The sequence below is a fragment of the Yoonia maritima genome (assembly GCF_003003285.1).
Classification (GTDB): domain Bacteria; phylum Pseudomonadota; class Alphaproteobacteria; order Rhodobacterales; family Rhodobacteraceae; genus Yoonia; species Yoonia maritima.
This window is the reverse complement of sequence record NZ_PVTP01000007.1, coordinates 76914-93190: the sequence shown is the minus strand read 5'-3', so window position 1 is coordinate 93190 and position 16277 is coordinate 76914. Positions and strand designations below refer to the sequence as shown.

14 protein-coding genes are annotated in these 16277 nt (G+C 53.2%); 11 read left to right on the top strand and 3 right to left on the bottom strand.

Going from position 1 to position 16277, the window contains the following annotated elements; translation table 11 throughout:
• Window positions 1-69: 69 nt before the first annotated feature.
• Together CLV80_RS11505 and CLV80_RS11500 are read right to left on the bottom strand one after the other, a co-directional pair.
• Window positions 70-816 (bottom strand): SDR family oxidoreductase, encoded by a 747-nt coding sequence (locus tag CLV80_RS11505; RefSeq protein ID WP_106358077.1) that lies wholly within the window; start codon window positions 814-816, stop codon window positions 70-72.
• A gap of 22 nt (window positions 817-838) precedes the next feature.
• A complete protein-coding gene (locus CLV80_RS11500) occupies window positions 839-2353 on the bottom strand; it encodes a D-arabinonate dehydratase (RefSeq protein ID WP_106358076.1) in 1515 nt (504 codons plus the stop codon).
• A 107-nt stretch (window positions 2354-2460) separates the two neighbouring features.
• Between CLV80_RS11500 and CLV80_RS11495 the strand changes: the two genes are divergently transcribed.
• From CLV80_RS11495 to CLV80_RS11475, 5 genes are all read left to right on the top strand, one after another.
• Window positions 2461-3168, top strand: coding sequence for a GntR family transcriptional regulator (locus tag CLV80_RS11495; RefSeq protein WP_243394527.1), 708 nt, complete (start codon window positions 2461-2463; stop codon window positions 3166-3168).
• A 96-nt stretch (window positions 3169-3264) separates the two neighbouring features.
• On the top strand, window positions 3265-4497 hold the full coding sequence (locus CLV80_RS11490) for a metallophosphoesterase family protein (protein WP_106358075.1): 1233 nt from the start codon (window positions 3265-3267) through the stop codon (window positions 4495-4497).
• Window positions 4497-7928 carry a YhaN family protein gene (locus CLV80_RS11485; RefSeq protein WP_106358074.1) on the top strand — a complete coding sequence of 1144 codons (3432 nt, stop codon included), beginning with the start codon at window positions 4497-4499 and terminating at the stop codon, window positions 7926-7928. The genes CLV80_RS11490 and CLV80_RS11485 overlap by 1 nt, the downstream gene beginning before the upstream one ends.
• 156 nt (window positions 7929-8084) lie before the next feature.
• The gene (gene purU / locus CLV80_RS11480) at window positions 8085-8969 is read left to right on the top strand and encodes a formyltetrahydrofolate deformylase (RefSeq protein ID WP_106358073.1); all 885 of its coding nucleotides are present in this window, start codon (window positions 8085-8087) and stop codon (window positions 8967-8969) included.
• Between the two features lie 58 nt (window positions 8970-9027).
• Window positions 9028-9360, top strand: coding sequence for a hypothetical protein (locus CLV80_RS11475; RefSeq protein WP_106358072.1), 333 nt, complete (start codon window positions 9028-9030; stop codon window positions 9358-9360).
• A gap of 21 nt (window positions 9361-9381) precedes the next feature.
• Here CLV80_RS11475 and CLV80_RS11470 read toward each other — a convergent pair whose 3' ends face one another.
• A complete protein-coding gene (locus tag CLV80_RS11470; RefSeq protein WP_106358172.1) occupies window positions 9382-10146 on the bottom strand; it encodes a DeoR/GlpR family DNA-binding transcription regulator in 765 nt (254 codons plus the stop codon).
• 284 nt (window positions 10147-10430) lie between these two features.
• On the opposite strand from CLV80_RS11470, the gene glpD reads away from it, so the two are divergent.
• Genes glpD through CLV80_RS11440 form a run of 6 tightly spaced genes read left to right on the top strand, consistent with a single transcriptional unit; the run spans window position 10431 to window position 16273 of the window.
• Window positions 10431-12035, top strand: a complete 1605-nt coding sequence (gene glpD / locus CLV80_RS11465; RefSeq protein WP_106358071.1) for a glycerol-3-phosphate dehydrogenase — start codon at window positions 10431-10433, stop codon at window positions 12033-12035.
• Window positions 12036-12062: 27 nt separating this feature from the next.
• Window positions 12063-13151, top strand: a complete 1089-nt coding sequence (locus tag CLV80_RS11460; protein WP_106358070.1) for an ABC transporter ATP-binding protein — start codon at window positions 12063-12065, stop codon at window positions 13149-13151.
• 1 nt (window position 13152) lies between these two features.
• On the top strand, window positions 13153-14238 hold the full coding sequence (locus CLV80_RS11455) for an ABC transporter ATP-binding protein (RefSeq protein ID WP_106358069.1): 1086 nt from the start codon (window positions 13153-13155) through the stop codon (window positions 14236-14238).
• Window positions 14238-15110: a carbohydrate ABC transporter permease gene (locus CLV80_RS11450; RefSeq protein WP_106358068.1), complete on the top strand. Its 873-nt coding sequence runs from the start codon at window positions 14238-14240 to the stop codon at window positions 15108-15110. Before CLV80_RS11455 ends, CLV80_RS11450 begins: the two co-directional genes overlap by 1 nt.
• Complete coding sequence (locus tag CLV80_RS11445; RefSeq protein ID WP_207766565.1) at window positions 15110-15985, top strand: carbohydrate ABC transporter permease; 876 nt, start codon at window positions 15110-15112, stop codon at window positions 15983-15985. Before CLV80_RS11450 ends, CLV80_RS11445 begins: the two co-directional genes overlap by 1 nt.
• A gap of 15 nt (window positions 15986-16000) precedes the next feature.
• Window positions 16001-16273 carry a DUF2160 domain-containing protein gene (locus CLV80_RS11440; RefSeq protein WP_106358067.1) on the top strand — a complete coding sequence of 91 codons (273 nt, stop codon included), beginning with the start codon at window positions 16001-16003 and terminating at the stop codon, window positions 16271-16273.
• The last annotated feature ends 4 nt before the right edge of the window (window positions 16274-16277 follow it).

Sequence of the window (16277 nt, the reverse complement as noted above, 5' to 3'; positions counted from 1 at the left end):
GCCCTTTCCGCAAAAAAGTATTGGCCCGCTGACCATAGCCAGCCAAGAATTGAAAGCAATCAATCACGCTTAGATCGTGACGCCTCCGTCGACCAAAATGGCTTGCCCTGTGACAAAGCGGCTGTCGTCCGACAGCAGATGAATAATCGTTGGGGTCATGTCATCGACGGTTGCCAGTCGTCCCATCGGCTGACGCGCGATAAAGTCCTTTTCGGCCTGAACCGGGTCGGGTGCAGATGCGATCCTTCCCTGTAGTGACGGTGTATCGACCGTACCCGGGCAAAGCGCATTACAACGCAAACCGGTGCTTACGAAATCAGCGGCGACCGCTTTGGTCAGCCCTAGGACGGCAGCCTTCGTTGCGCCGTAAGCGGTGCGGAATGGGAACCCTTTGATCGAAGAGGCCATCGAGGACATATTCAAGATAGATGCGGTGCCTGTAATTTCTGCCCGCCGCAACATACCGGGAATAAATGCCCGACTTATCCGCAGCATTGAGGTTATGTTTACGCTGACCGACAGATCCCAATCGGCGTCTGACACATCTAGAATTGTGCCGTGGTGCACGATGCCAGCGCAGTTAAATAGACAATCAAGGTCTGGCAATTCCTCGGCAAGTGCCAGCGTCGCCGCCGCATCTGTCACATCAAAGTATCGGGTTTGGATGCCCTCAACTGCCTCCAACGTTTCCAGTGCTTCGCGGTTCACATCCGTGGCATAGACCTGCGCACCTTCTGCCGCGCAGGCAATCGCCGCAGCACGCCCCATCCCCTGCCCTGCAGCAGTGATCAGTATGGTCTTGTCCTTCAATCGCATTCCCGGCTCCCCCCGTTTTTGCTTACATCACCGCGCCGATTTGCCATGGCACGAACTCCACCCCGCCATAGCCCAACTCTTCGCTTTTGGTTTTCTCGCCCGAGGCCACGCGAATGAACAATTCAAACAAATCGCGTCCCTTGTCTTCGATTGATACGCCATCAGTCACGATATCACCGCAGTTCATATCCATGTCGTCCGACATGCGGGCATACATTTCGCTGTTGGTGGCGATCTTAATTCCCGGCGTAGGCATATAACCCGACACCGAACCCCGCCCGGTAGTAAAGGCAATCAGGTTCGCACCCGACGCGACCTGCCCCGTTACAGAACAAGGGTCGAACCCGGGGCTATCCATAAAGACAAAACCCGGTGTCATGATCTTCTCGGCAAATTTGTAGACATCCGCCAGTGGTGCACTGCCGCTTTTCGCGACCGCGCCCAGCGACTTTTCAAGGATCGTAGTCAGCCCACCGCGTTTGTTGCCGGGGCTTGGATTGTTGTCCATCTCGCCACCGTTGCGGGCACAGTAGTCTTCCCACCACAGCACGCGGTCGATTAGCTTTTGACCGACTTCTTGCGATATCGCACGGCGGGTCAGCAAATGTTCAGCGCCATAGATTTCTGACGTCTCTGACAGGATCGTTGTCCCGCCGTGACGTACCAACAAATCAGATGCCACGCCCAGCGCAGGGTTCGCTGTAATCCCAGAATACCCGTCAGACCCGCCGCACTGCATCCCAACCATGATCTTGGAAATCGGTGCTGGCTGACGGGTAACCTGATTGGCAAGCGCAGCAACGCCGACCAGTTGCTCCAAACCTTTTTCTATGGTTTTGCGCGTCCCGCCCTCTTGTTGGATGGTCATATAGCGCAACGCGCCGTCAGCCCGGATTGGGCGACCATCGACAAGCGCAGACAGCTGCATAACCTCGCAGCCAAGTCCAATCAGCAGAATGCCACCAAAGTTAGGGTGACACGCATAGCCAGACAACGTGCGGAACAGCGCGTCATAGCCTTCGTTTTCGCCCGACATGCCACAACCAGTGCCATGGGTGATTGGAACGATCCCGTCCACATTTGGAAACGCGTCCAGCAAACCTGATTTCTCAGCGGCCTCGGCGATGAATTTAGCAACAGAACCCGAACAGTTCACCGAGGTCAAAATACCGATATAGTTGCGCGTACCCACCCCACCATCTGCACGATGATAGCCATTGAAAGTCCGTTCTTGGGTGGCGGGTTCAAGCGTTTTCACTTCGCTCGCGAAAGCATAGTCTTGGGCATGATCGCCCATGCCAAGGTTTTGAACATGGATATGTTCGCCAGCCGCAATGTCTTTTTTGGCCTGACCAATCGTTTGGCCATAGCGAATGATCTTTTCGCCTGACGCAATGGCCCAGCGCGCGATCTTGTGCCCGCGGACAATCGATTGCGCCAAAGGCACCTCGACCCCATCAGCAACAGCGCCAGCGTCCAAATCTGCAAGTGCGATAACGATATTGTCGTCGTCGTGAAGGCAGATCACTTGGGGCATACTGGCGTCCTATGCTGGCATAAAAGAGTTCGTTAAAAACAAAATCACAATTAGCTTTACACGCAGCACCTGTCAACTAACATGTCAGTTAAGATCGGAGAACAGACTTGGCGAACACGACCAACATTAGCGTTGATACCTTAACGGACATTGACCAGCTTGATGGACCTCTTTCACAGCGGGTCTATACCGCCCTACGCGACGCGATCCTTGATATGAAATTGGTCCCCGGCACCGTCCTGCGCAAGGCGGCGATCTGCGAACAATTTGGTGTGTCGCGATCGCCAGTCGCCGATGCGTTAACACGACTGTCAGGCGACGGGCTCGTTGATGTGGTTCCACAATCTGCAACCCGCGTGACACGATTTTCATTGGACGAGATCCGCGAAGAATGTTTTTTGCGTGATGCGGTCGAAGTCGCAGCAGTGAAACGCGTCGCTGCGACCCGGACGCACGATCAAATCCTTCAGCTCAAGCGAAACGTTCACCTGCAAAAACTGCTGGTCGAAGACGAGGATTTCCACGGCTTCTTTGAGGCCGACGAGGCATTTCACAAAATGTTGTTAGAGTTTACGGGCTTTCGGTCTGTCGCTGCGATTGCTGGACAGCTCGCACTTCAGTTGCGGCGCGTCAGGATGCTGGTTCTACCCAAAGCTGGTCGCCCCGCAGAAACGCTTGCTGAACATGCTGCGATATTAGATGCGATCACCGACCAAGACCCACAAGCGGCGGCAAAGGCGATGCGGTATCACCTTGCTCAGTTGATCAACCGGATAGAGCCTCTTGAACGGCAGCATCCCGACTTTTTCTGCTAGGCTAGGCGATCCATCCGCCTGCCTTGTGACGCGCGAGTCCCTTGCCGTTGCGCTTTTTCCGAAAAGCGATCAAGTTCGCACCTAAGGAGAACGCATTTGATCCGCATTTTGCATACCGCTGATTTACATCTTGATTCACCGCTGAAATCGTTGGCCCTGCGCGATGAAACGATGCGTGACATCGTACAAACGGCCACGCGATCTGCATTTATTCGGATTGTGGACACGGCCTTATCTGAACGGGTTGCCGCGCTATTGATTGCTGGCGATTTATTCGACGGTTCCGCACGCAGCGCCAAAACTGCAGCGTTTCTTGTCACCCAGCTAGATCGGCTCGCGGATGCGGATATTCCTGTATTCTATATCAAAGGAAACCATGACGCCGAAAACCCCATTACCGGCGAAGTCGCCCTGCCCGCAAACGTCCACGTTTTTGACGGGCGTGGTGGCAAGGTGCAGTTACCAGAAACGAACATTTGGGTTCACGGCGTCAGCTTTAGCGGGCGGCATGCTCCCGATAGTCTGCTGGACAAATTCAACGCTCCAATAGCCGACGCAATCAATATTGGCATGCTGCACACATCGCTTGCAGGCGCTGCGGGCCACGACACCTATGCTCCCTGCTCCGAAGCTGACCTGCAAGGAATGGGTTTTGACTACTGGGCGTTAGGGCATATTCACAAACGGCGCGTTTACGGCAGTACCCCGTGGATTGTCATGCCCGGCATCCCTCAAGGCCGCGACATCGGTGAATCGGGGCCGCAATCTGCCACGATGCTCCATATTGATGGCCGTGAAATCACCCTCAGCGAAGTGCCAACATCGGCGGTCACGTTTATCAGCCATTCAATTGATATCAGTACATCTGACACCAACGACATGTTGCGCGATGTTTTGCGACAAACCCTTCGTGACTTAGGCCAAGCCACCGACGAAACCGCGATCTTGCGCTTGTTCTTTACGGGTCAGCCCAAACGTCATTGGCAAATCCTGCGCGATCGTGGTGTCTGGGAAGAAACCGCACGCGAACTGGCCCGCGAAACGGGGAAGTTGTGGATCGACAAAGTCAGCTTTGACCTTCAGCGACCGATATCGTCAGAGACGAACAACGCAACAGACGAGCTGGGACAAATAATGGACGGCATTCGCGGTGAACCGGGGTTTTCAACGGAAATGACTGGAATGGTGGATGCGATGCTGTCAGAATTACCCGCCCACCTACGTGCTGACATGTTACCGGACCAAGACGCGCTAACGACCCTTGCCGCAGACCTTGCTGATCGCGGCGCTGCACAGATGATTGCCCTCATGAAAGGCGCAACAGACTGATGCGATTAAAAAAGCTAAGCCTCGACCTGTTTGGGCACTTTGCAGGCAAATCCTATGACTTTGGTACAGGGAGCGAAGGTGAACCTGACTTTCATATTGTATACGGGCCGAATGAGGCAGGTAAAACCACCACGATGGAGGCATATCTGCGGCTGCTATACGGGTTTGACACACGCGAAGCCTATGATTTTCAGCATCAACGCAAAAACCTGCGGGTATCTGGCACGTTGGAAACCGCACAAGGCGATTTAACACTGACCCGACTACCAACCCGCGCAACATCTTTAGTAGATGCCAATGGCACGACCCTGCCCGAAGCAGCGATTGCCGCGCATCTTGGTGGATTAACGGCTGCCGACTATCGCAGTTTGCTTTGCCTCGACGATGAAACAATCGAAGCCGGCGGCGAAGAAATCGCGAATAGTAAGGGCGACATTGGGCGGTTGCTGTTTTCCGCTGCCGCAGGCGTCAGTGACCTAACGACAGTACTGGACCGCGTTGATACAGATGCAAACGCGCTTTACCTCAAACGATCCAGCAAATCTGAAATGGCGCAGATCAAGAAAGAACTGACCGACGTCGTGGCGCAAATCAAAGCCCAAGACGTGCCGGCCAGCGCTTACCGGAAATTACGACAGGCACTAACGACAGCAACGTCGCAAGAAACCGAAATCGGGGATGAACGCGCAAAACGGATGTCCCAACTGGCCAAGATAAGAACGCAACAAGCCGCGCTGCCACTGTTGCAAAAGCTGGATCAGCTTGAAGCAGATATCGCCCCGTTCGCAGACTATCCCGATACGCTTGATGTTGCGCCCGAAAACTTGGTGCGCATGCTGACTGATCAACGCCAAGCCCAAGCCGACATCGCCCGATTGCAGGATGAAGTGAACGAGCTTGGGGTTGAGCTTTCACAAATCGCGCGACAGCCCGATCAGCTATATCTGCAAAGCGCGCTAGCGGATCTTGATCCTGCACGCAGCCGGTTTGCGACCGCACAGCTGGACCTGCCCCGCCGCATAGAAACACGTGATGAAATCATCGCTGATATGACAAGAGCCGCGTCCGAACTGGGCGCACACGATGACCCGACCCAATTGATCATCGCCCCTTCGGTCCTTTCACAGCTAGAACAATCGCGCGAAGCAAAGCGCACAGCGGTCCAAAACCTACAAACTGAACGTGACGAGGTAACGCACCTGTCTGATCGGTTAGCCATCGTTTCAGAAAATCTGGCGCGGACCACGGCAGCGCACCCTGTTGGCACTACAATCGGGGAGATATTCGACCGGTTTTCAGCAGACAGCCTTGCGCCCGCATATGCGAAAGCGACAGCAGCTATCGCAACAGCGCAACGCCAACTGGCAATCGCGCTGGCGGGCCTTAGCATCAACGGGCAGTCGTTTAGCACGCTATCGCCATGCGCTTTAACGACCCAAGAAGTCGGTTCGCTTGCTGATACGCATAGCGAGGCAACCCGAAAGATCGCACAAACAAACGACGAGATTGATCAACTTAACGCAGAAATCGCTGTGTTACATGCGCAAATCGAACAGATGCGCAGCAGTGGATTAACGATTGATGACGCGACATCCGACGCTGAAATGCAGCAGCGCAACGCGCTTTGGCATGCACACCGTGACGCATTGAATGTCGAAACGGCCGACAAATTCGAAGCTGCGCTACAGCGCACAGATAATACCGCGCAGCAACGCTTCACACAGGCTAACGACATCGGGCAATTGCGCCAAGCGACCCAAAACTTGGCTGAAATCAAAGCGCGGGTCGAACACGTCAAACAGCGACTGGAGAAACAGCAAACCCAACAGGCCAGCATTTCAAACCAGATCAATACTGCGGCGCAACAAATGGGCCTCACAACACCCCCTAATCCTATCGCATTCGCCAAATGGGTTACGCAGGTCGAAGCCGCCCATGCAGCCCAACAGCAGCTTAACATCATACGCGATGAAAACGCCGCGATTTTGGAGAAATCTAGCCGTTTGGTCGCAGTCCTGAGTGAACATATCTCGTTAGACGCACCTGACTTTGACACTCTGCTCGCTGCGGCACGACAAAAAGACAAGGCCGCGCGCGAACTGCGCGAACAGCGCAACACCGAACAACGCGCCTTGGATGATCTGACGTCCGATCATAAGAAACGGGTGCAGCGGTGCGCTGAACTGCTTAGTATTGCGAATAGCGCTAGCAAAGACTGGGATAAACTGGTCGCGGAATGCCTACATAATCAGGTTGAACCAGATCGGCTTGAACTGTCATTCGAACCTTTGCGCACTCTACGCGAACTTGACGTGCGCCGCACGACAGCTGCCCGGCAGGTCGACGCAATGCAGGCTGATCAGGCTCAGTTTAGCGCAGCAATGGCAGAGCTTGCCACGAAACACGAGTTAGACGTCCGTGATGACCCCCTAAATGTCTTTGCCGCCTTAGCGGAGTTATCAAGCGCAGCGCAGAGCGCAGAAACGAACCATGCCGCGTTAACGGCCAAGGTCATCAACCAAAAATCCGCAATTACCCGCGCACAGCAAAGCCTGACCGATATCGACCGCAAAGTGGCAGAACTTGGAAAGCTATTTCCAAAGCATGTCGCGGCTCAATCTGTTGATGACCTGCGCCACGCCGTCGCCAAGGCCAAGGACGTTATTTCCGCCCGCCGTGAAGTGGATGAATTGGAAACCCAAATCGTCGGACAACTGGATCTGCATGATATGACTGAGGCACGGACCGCACTAGAAAATACCAGCCCTGCAATGCTCGATGCGCAATCTATGCAGTTACAAGGTGACCTCGATGAATTAGAAACCCGATATAGACAGGCGATCGCCGCCCGCGCCGAAGCGGCAAAAGATTTGCAGTCTGTTACTGATGACAACGTGATCGCCGAACTTGCCGAACGCAAAACCACGCTTGAACTCGCCATGCAGGATGTTGCCTTGCGATATGTCGAACTGCGCGCTGGCCATATGTTAGCTCAAGAAGCTATCAGACGTTACCGCGACACACACCGCAGTAGCATGATGGATGCCACACAGCTCGCTTTTTCTGAACTGACAAACGGCGCATATACGGCGCTACAAACGAAACCTGACGGGGCAAACGAAACCTTGATCGCAATTGATGCGTCGGGTCGCGCAAAACAAGCGCAAGACATGTCCAAAGGCACCCGGTTTCAGCTGTATCTTGCACTGCGTGCCGCCGCATATGAACAACTGGCCAGCCAAGGCACCTGCCTTCCGTTCTTTTGCGACGATATTTTCGAGACCTTTGACGAAGAACGCACAAAGGCCGCATGCAAAATGATGGAACGGATCGGGCGACGCGGGCAGGCGATCTATCTGACGCACCACCAGCATGTCGTTGATATTGCGCAGGAGGTTTGCGGTGACGGCGTGCGTGTGCATGAAATCTGACCTCATCCGCGACATGCGTGTCGGATCGGAAATCTAGAAGTGTCTATTCCGGCGCTTCAGGCGTCGCTTTGATGTAGTCAAAGGCGCAAGAACGCCATTATCACAAACGTCAGACACGACCAGACGCGGTCCGAACTAGCCGGAGCACCATTCGCCATGACTAACTTTGCCCTTCGCGTACAATGTAAATCGACCCGCGGGATCGTCGCCGAGACATCGACCTTTCTTGCTGAACAGGGTTGCAACATCACCGATAGTTCACAGTTTGACGACAAAGACACCGGCTATTTCTTTATGCGCAACAGCTTTCGATCCGAAGAAGGCGTGACCTTGGCCGAACTTGAAGAACGGTTCGCAGGCATCGCAGGCAAATACGATATGAAGGCCGAATTCTTTGATGAATCGGTTAAGCCCAAGGTTATCATCATGGTATCACGTTTCGGCCACTGCCTAAACGACTTGCTTTACCGTTGGCAAATTGGCGCGTTGCCCATTGAAATCGTGGCCGTAATTTCGAACCATATGGATTACCAAAAGGTCGTCGTGAACCACGACATCCCGTTCCATTGCATCAAAGTCACCAAAGAAAACAAACCGGACGCCGAAGCACGTATCATGCAAGTCGTCGAAGACACCGGCGCCGAACTGATCGTTCTTGCCCGCTATATGCAAATTCTGTCGGACCAGATGTGCAAGCAAATGTCTGGACGGATTATCAACATCCACCATTCATTCCTGCCTTCGTTCAAGGGTGCGAACCCTTACAAGCAAGCGTTTGAACGTGGTGTAAAACTGATCGGCGCAACGTCCCACTATGTGACTGCCGACCTCGACGAAGGCCCCATCATCGAACAAGACATTACCCGCGTCACACACGCGCAGTCCCCGAACGACTACGTATCGTTGGGTCGCGATGTAGAAGCCCAAGTCTTTGCCCGCGCGATCCACGCACATATTCATGGGCGCGTATTCCTCAACGGAAACAAGACGGTCGTGTTTCCAGCGTCACCCGGATCATACGCCTCAGAACGAATGGGATAGCGCGGCAACGCTTCTTCAAAAGTTTACCGACGTAGCATGTCATGTTATTGCTCGTTCCATGCAGCCGATAACACCTCTAAAGAACGAAACCCCACTAGACTTCGTCGAGCGCGCCGACGAATTAAACGTGGACGGAGTGGTGATAGATACAATTTTAGAAGAGTTTTACTCTCTTAGGGATGACGGTGAAATCAAAAAACTCAAATTGAGATCAGCGCCATTTTGGGAGCAATTTTACCGAAATCACGCCACGAACCTTTTCCAACGGGGGGCCGCGAAATATGCGGCGCTGAACTTCATCCGCAGAAAAAACGGCGCCAGCGGACAGAAAATGCTCTCAGACCAAGAAATCGAAGACCTCGTTGAGTCCGTTGGGGTCTGGAGACGCTGAAAACAACGCCCATCCAAATCCCTAGCCTTGCGTACAAATGACGCGCGTTCCCCAAGCATCGCAGCGGGCCTGCAAATTCTCAGATACAGGTCTATCGGTAAATATTGCGTCGACAGCCGCAAGTGACCCGATTCTTGCAGGGGCAGACCGGTGAAATTTCGTGTGGTCTGTGACAACAAAAACGTGTCGTGATTGCTCAATGATCGCCTGACTAACGCCCACCTCATGAATATCGAAATCAAGTAGGTCACCGTCATCATCCAAAGCCGAGCATCCGATAATAGCATAGTCGAATTTGAATTTTCGGATCGTGTCCGTGGTGATGCTGCCTACCAACCCACCATCTGACCGGCGCAAGCTACCGCCAGTGACAATGACCTGACAATTTGGGTTTGCGGCCAGAATATTTGCCACGTTCATATTATTAGTCACTGACATAAGGTTGCGGTGGTTCAATAATTCGGCTGCGACGGCCTCTGTTGTTGTACCAATGTTTAGGAACACCGAACAATCCTCTGGCAATTCGCTTGCGCAGGCGCGGGCGATGTCGACCTTTTGTTGATTGTTCAAAATGCGACGATCTTCGTAGCCAATATTTGTTGTGCTCGAAGGTAGGATCGCTCCACCGTGGACCCGTTCAAGCCGCCCCGTATCTGCAAGCTCTGTTAAATCGCGACGTATCGTTTGCAACGTCACGCCAAAATGCTCTGCCAGCCCCTCAACGGTCACTTTGCCCTCGCGTCGCGCAATATCAATGATCTCTGGCGCTCTGAATGTTTGTGCCATTGCCCCCCCTGTTTGCTGCGCGTTTGGTATCGTTTCTTGCGACAGCGCCCGCAACATTAGTTCGCTTTCGCAAAATTAGACAACAAAAATATTCGTTTATGTTCGCTTCTCGACATTTCGCACGATCCAAGCGATAGCGAGTTAAAACAGTTAGCAATATTTTACGTTTAAAATCAATATATTATCAAAAATCGAACACAAACGAACAAAATTCACTTCCATTCGAACGCGACTCGCTGCATAAATTTTCGAAATCCATCGGCTCTTGGTAGGGGGAGAACCAGTTGCCACATTCTCAGACATCAGAAGATGTACGCGATCTCTTTGTGATCGGTGGCGGCATTAACGGCTGCGGTATCGCACGCGATGCGGTCGGTCGTGGCTTAACGGTGACCTTAGCCGAAATGTCCGATCTGGCATCCGCTACGTCATCAGCATCAACAAAACTGTTCCACGGCGGATTGCGCTACCTCGAATATTTCGAAGTACGGTTGGTACGCGAAGCACTGATCGAACGTGAAACGCTACTGCGGGCGATGCCTCATATTTCTTGGCCAATGCGGTTCGTTCTACCCTACCACAACGACATGCGGTTCGAAGGTAGCACCCCAACATCCAAACTGCTGAACGTCATCATGCCTTGGCTAAAGGGCCGCCGCCCGGCGTGGCTGATCCGCTTTGGGCTGTTCATGTATGACAACCTAGGTGGGCGCAAAATTCTACCAGCCACGACGACGGTCGACTTGCGTAGCGGCCCTGAAGGCGCTCCGTTGGACGATAAGTTCGCCAAAGCATACGAATACTCAGATTGCTGGATCGAAGATTCCCGGCTTGTGGTGTTGAATGCGCGTGATGCTGTCGCACGCGGTGCACAAATCATGACCCGCACCAAAGTCATCAAAGCGGACCGCGTTGATGATCTATGGGAAGTGATCGTCGAGGATCTGGATACAAACGAAACCAAAGTCGTCCGTGCACGCATGCTAATCAATGCTGCAGGACCGTGGGTCGGCGATATCATTCACCAAAAGCTACGGGTAAACAGCACTGAAGATGTGCGCCTTGTACGTGGCAGCCACATTGTTACCCGTAAACTATATGATCACGATAAATGCTATTTCTTCCAAGGAACTGATGGCCGCATTATTTTCGCTATCCCTTATGAAACGGACTTTACCCTGATCGGGACAACCGATGCTGACCATGAAGACCCTTCTGTTTCGCCTATTTGCACCGACGAAGAACGCGACTACCTTATCAATTTCGCGAATGGCTACTTCAAATCAACGATCAAAGCCGAAGATGTGGTTTGGTCCTACTCAGGTGTGCGCCCGCTTTACGATGATGGGGCAAGCTCTGCTACGGCAGCCACACGCGACTACACTCTCAAAGTGGATAACACAGGTGGCGCACCCGTTCTGAACGTCTTTGGCGGAAAAATAACAACCTATCGACGACTGGCCGAAAGTGCTATGGATAAGGTTAAGGCTTATTTCCCCGATCTCCCCGACAAATGGACGGCAGGTGTTGCACTGCCAGGCGGTGATTTCGAGGTATCAGCGTTCGACACCAAGGTTGCCGAACTTTCGCATGACTATGCGTTTCTGACATCCGCACATGCGCTTCGTTTGGTTCGCGCTTACGGCACAGAAGCACCCACAATCTTGGGCACAGCACAAAGCTATACCGACCTAGGCAAAGACTTTGGTGCGAACCTTTATGAAGCCGAGATCGTGTGGCTGATGCGGAATGAATTCGCCCGCACAGCAGAGGATGTCGTCTGGCGTCGTAGCAAGCTGGGGCTCAGACTATCCGCCGACCAAATATCGGCATTAGATGAATGGATGCAGGCCAACCGTGCCGACGTCCTAAGGACAGACGCGGCCTAAGAACCGCCCGGGGGGAGAAAAACAAAAATGACGCTTAAAATGGAGGGAGTGTCTAAGATCGTTGACGGGAAGACGCACATCTTCCCGACAGATCTTACGCTTCAAAAAGGGACGATGAACGTCCTGCTTGGGCCGACCTCGGCTGGTAAAACATCGCTGATGCGGCTGATGGCAGGATTGGACGTACCCAACACGGGCAAAATCCTGTGGAACGATGATGATGTAACCGGCATGCGCGTTCAAGATCGCAAGGTCGCCATGGTTTACCAGCAGTTCATCAACTACCCATCGATGACTGTCTATGAAAACATCGCCTCCCCGATGCGGCTGATGGGCAAATCCGCGCAAGAGATTGACGCGGCGGTGAAAGAAGCAGCAGAGCTAATGCAGTTGTCGCCAATGCTTGACCGCAAACCGCTAGAGCTCTCGGGTGGCCAGCAGCAACGCTGTGCGCTCGCGCGTGCCTTAGTCAAAAAGGCTGGTTTAGTTTTACTGGATGAGCCGCTTGCCAACCTTGACTATAAGCTGCGCGAAGAATTGCGCGCTGAAATTCCACGTATTTTTGAAGAATCCGGTGCGATTTTTGTCTACGCAACGACCGAACCAGAAGAAGCTCTTCTACTTGGCGGCAACACGGCCACCCTATGGGAAGGTCGGATAACCCAGTTTGGCCTTACACCAACAGTTTACCGCCGCCCCAGCGATGCGACGACCGCACGCGTATTTTCCGATCCGCCCATGAACTTTATCAACGTGACAAAGTTCGGCAGCAAGATTTCCTTCGGTGATGGTCAAAGCGCTGCCGCACCTAGCCAATTGGCGGATCTACCAGATGGGACTTATATGGCTGGTTTCCGTCCGAACCACCTAGAGTTAGAGCCACAAGGCGCAGACACATTGGAATTCGCAACCCAGTTGACTGTGACCGAAATCACCGGGTCAGAAACATTTGTCCATTTAGACCACCATGGCGAACGCTGGGTCGGTCTTGTGCATGGTGTCCGCGATCTTTCTATCGGGCAACCGCTTAAGATTTATCTTGATCCTGCGCACGCGTATATCTTTTCGCCCGACGGCGCATTGTTGTCCGCTGCCCCATATGCAGAGGCTGCGTAACATGGCAAAAATTACACTTGATAACCTCGCGCATTCCTACCTGCCCAATCCCAGTAGCGAAAACGACTTTGCGCTCAAGGAATTAAACCACGACTGGACCGACGGCGAAGCCTATGCCCTACTTGGGTCCTCGGGCTGTGGGAAATCGACGCTACTCAATATTATCTCGGGGCTGCTGCATCCTAGTCAGGGGCGTATTTTGTTTGACGACAAAGACGTCACGCATGCGCCGACAGCTGAACGCAACATCGCGCAGGTTTTCCAGTTTCCCGTTGTCTACGACACAATGACTGTTCGCGATAACCTTGCGTTTCCACTGCGTAACCGTGGCGACGATCCTAAATATATCGCGCAACGTGTGAACCAAATCGCCGCGATGATTGGGATGGAAGACAGGTTAAACCAAAAGGCGCGTGGTCTAACCGCTGATGCAAAACAAAAGATTTCGCTCGGTCGTGGCATGGTCCGCGAAGATGTGAACGCACTGTTGTTTGACGAACCGCTGACCGTAATCGACCCGCATATGAAATGGGAACTGCGCACGCAGCTAAAGGCGCTGCACCACGAATTCGGTCATACGATGATCTATGTGACCCACGACCAAACAGAGGCGCTGACCTTCGCTGACAAAGTTGTGGTGATGTACGATGGGCGCGTTGTGCAGATTGGCACGCCACAAGAACTGTTCGAACGTCCCGCGCATACATTTGTGGGGTACTTTATTGGATCGCCGGGCATGAACCTATTTGATGCTACGATCGATGGATCGACCGCATCGATCTCGGGCACGCAAATTGATCTGGGCGCGGGATACACGCCGCAAACTGGCCGCACTCAAGTTGGCGTCCGTCCCGAATTCATCAAACTATCGACTGATGGCACCGGCATTCCTGCCCGCATCCAACGTATCGAAGACGTCGGGCGGCACAAAATTGTTCGCCTTGACGTGAATGGCCAGCAGATCGCAGCCATCGCTGACGAAGGCGCAAATATCGCAGCCGACACCAACCGTATCGTATTCGATCCCAAGGGTATCAACGTCTACGCCGACGATTGGCGCGTCCAACCGCAGCAGGAGGCCGCGTAATGAACAAGACTGTTAATCAAAAAGCATGGTTTCTGGTCCTGCCCGTTCTGGTGCTAGTCGCGTTTTCGGCGGTTATTCCGTTGATGACTGTCGTGAACTATTCGGTCCAAGACACATTCGGAAACAACCAGTTCTTCTGGGCGGGCCTCGAATGGTTCCGCGAAATGCTAGATTCAGAGCGCATGTGGAATGCGCTAACCCGACAGCTGGCGTTTTCAGCAATCATTCTTGCGATCGAAATTCCGCTTGGTATTTTCGTGGCTCTCAACATGCCGAAAAAAGGGTTCTGGGCGAGCTTTTGTCTGGTGCTGATGTCATTGCCCCTGCTGATCCCTTGGAACGTTGTCGGGACGATTTGGCAAATCTTTGGTCGCGTCGACATTGGACTTCTTGGCTATACGCTGGATAAACTTGGCATTTCCTACAACTACACCCAAGATTTCATCGCCGCTTGGGCCACCTTGATTGTGATGGATGTTTGGCACTGGACGTCTTTGGTTGCGCTGCTTGCCTATGCTGGCCTGCAATCGATCCCCGACGCCTATTATCAGGCCGCCAAAATCGACCAAGCATCGCGCTGGAAAGTCTTCCGCTACATCGAACTACCTAAAATGGCGGGCGTATTGATGATCGCGATCCTACTGCGGTTCATGGATAGCTTTATGATCTACACAGAGCCTTTCGTCGTCACAGGCGGTGGCCCAGGCAACGCCACAACGTTCCTGTCGATTGACCTTGTGAAAATGGCGATGGGTCAGTTCGACCTGGGCCCGGCGGCTGCTTTCTCGATCATGTATTTCCTCGTGATCCTTCTGATTTCATGGGTGTTCTACACCGTGATGACCAACCTCGATAAACGGGACGGTGTGTGATGACTGATGTAACAACACAGCCCATCTCGGGAGCAAAGACAGTGACACCCGCTGCAACCCGCCGCAAAACTTCACGGATCAATGGGCCTGCCATCGTGATGGGGCTTTATCTATTGTTCCTGCTTTTGCCGATCTACTGGCTGCTGAACATGAGCCTAAAGACCAACGCCGAGATTTTGGGTGGCTTTTCTCTTTGGCCGCGTGATCTGACATTTGCGAACTACACCAAGATTTTGACCGACCCCAGCTGGTACATGGGGTACGTCAATTCGATGATCTATGTCGTCATGAACACTGTGATCAGTATCACTGTGGCACTCCCCGCAGCTTATGCGTTTTCGCGGTATACGTTCCTTGGTGATAAGCATCTGTTCTTTTGGCTGCTGACCAACCGGATGGCACCACCTGCGGTTTTCGCCCTGCCCTTCTTTCAGCTGTATAGCTCGGTTGGATTGTTCGATACGCATATCGCGGTGGCCTTGGCACATTGCCTATTCAATGTACCGCTAGCGGTTTGGATTCTCGAAGGGTTCATGCGCGGCGTACCAAAGGAAATCGACGAGACCGCCTATATCGATGGCTACAGCTTTGGACGCTTTTTCATCCGTATCTTTACACCGCTGATCGCCAGCGGGATCGGCGTCGCGGCGTTCTTTTGCTTTATGTTTTCGTGGGTCGAACTGCTGCTTAGCCGGACACTGACTTCGGTCGACGCAAAGCCAATCGCGGCCACCATGACACGGACGGTTTCGGCCTCTGGCATGGACTGGGGCGTTCTAGCGGCAGCCGGTGTGCTGACCATCGTTCCCGGTGCTCTCGTGATCTATTTCGTACGTAACTACATCGCCAAGGGCTTTGCCCTAGGCCGCGTGTAACCAAGGAGACTGCACATGGCATGGATGGCTTGGACAACACCGACCGCAATTTTCTTTGCGGTTATCGCGACCCTGCTTGTGATCTTTACGATCCTTGCAATCAAAGTTCCCGAAACGCCACGCGTTGGCGTTCTTCGGATCGAAACGACCCGTGGTGATCGTTTGTTCATCACGCTCTTAGGATCAGCCTTTATCAATCTGATTTGGCTGGGTCTTGAGGTCGGACCCCAGCCATATGCGCTGCTGGTCTGCCTGATCTACGCCGGCGCGGTTTTTCGCTGGGTCTGATCAG

Bases quoted from the DNA above. Each gene is read 5' to 3' on its own strand.
- CLV80_RS11505 (WP_106358077.1), bottom strand. From the start codon at position 816: ATGCGATTGAAGGACAAGACCATACTGATCACTGCTGCAGGGCAGGGG.
- CLV80_RS11450 (WP_106358068.1), top strand. From the start codon at position 14,238: ATGAACAAGACTGTTAATCAAAAAGCATGGTTTCTGGTCCTGCCCGTT.
- CLV80_RS11460 (WP_106358070.1), top strand. From the start codon at position 12,063: ATGACGCTTAAAATGGAGGGAGTGTCTAAGATCGTTGACGGGAAGACG.
- CLV80_RS11485 (WP_106358074.1), top strand. From the start codon at position 4,497: ATGCGATTAAAAAAGCTAAGCCTCGACCTGTTTGGGCACTTTGCAGGC.
- CLV80_RS11475 (WP_106358072.1), top strand. From the start codon at position 9,028: ATGCAGCCGATAACACCTCTAAAGAACGAAACCCCACTAGACTTCGTC.
- CLV80_RS11445 (WP_207766565.1), top strand. From the start codon at position 15,110: ATGACTGATGTAACAACACAGCCCATCTCGGGAGCAAAGACAGTGACA.
- purU (WP_106358073.1), top strand. From the start codon at position 8,085: ATGACTAACTTTGCCCTTCGCGTACAATGTAAATCGACCCGCGGGATC.
- CLV80_RS11470 (WP_106358172.1), bottom strand. From the start codon at position 10,146: ATGGCACAAACATTCAGAGCGCCAGAGATCATTGATATTGCGCGACGC.
- CLV80_RS11500 (WP_106358076.1), bottom strand. From the start codon at position 2,353: ATGCCCCAAGTGATCTGCCTTCACGACGACGACAATATCGTTATCGCA.
- CLV80_RS11455 (WP_106358069.1), top strand. From the start codon at position 13,153: ATGGCAAAAATTACACTTGATAACCTCGCGCATTCCTACCTGCCCAAT.
- CLV80_RS11440 (WP_106358067.1), top strand. From the start codon at position 16,001: ATGGCATGGATGGCTTGGACAACACCGACCGCAATTTTCTTTGCGGTT.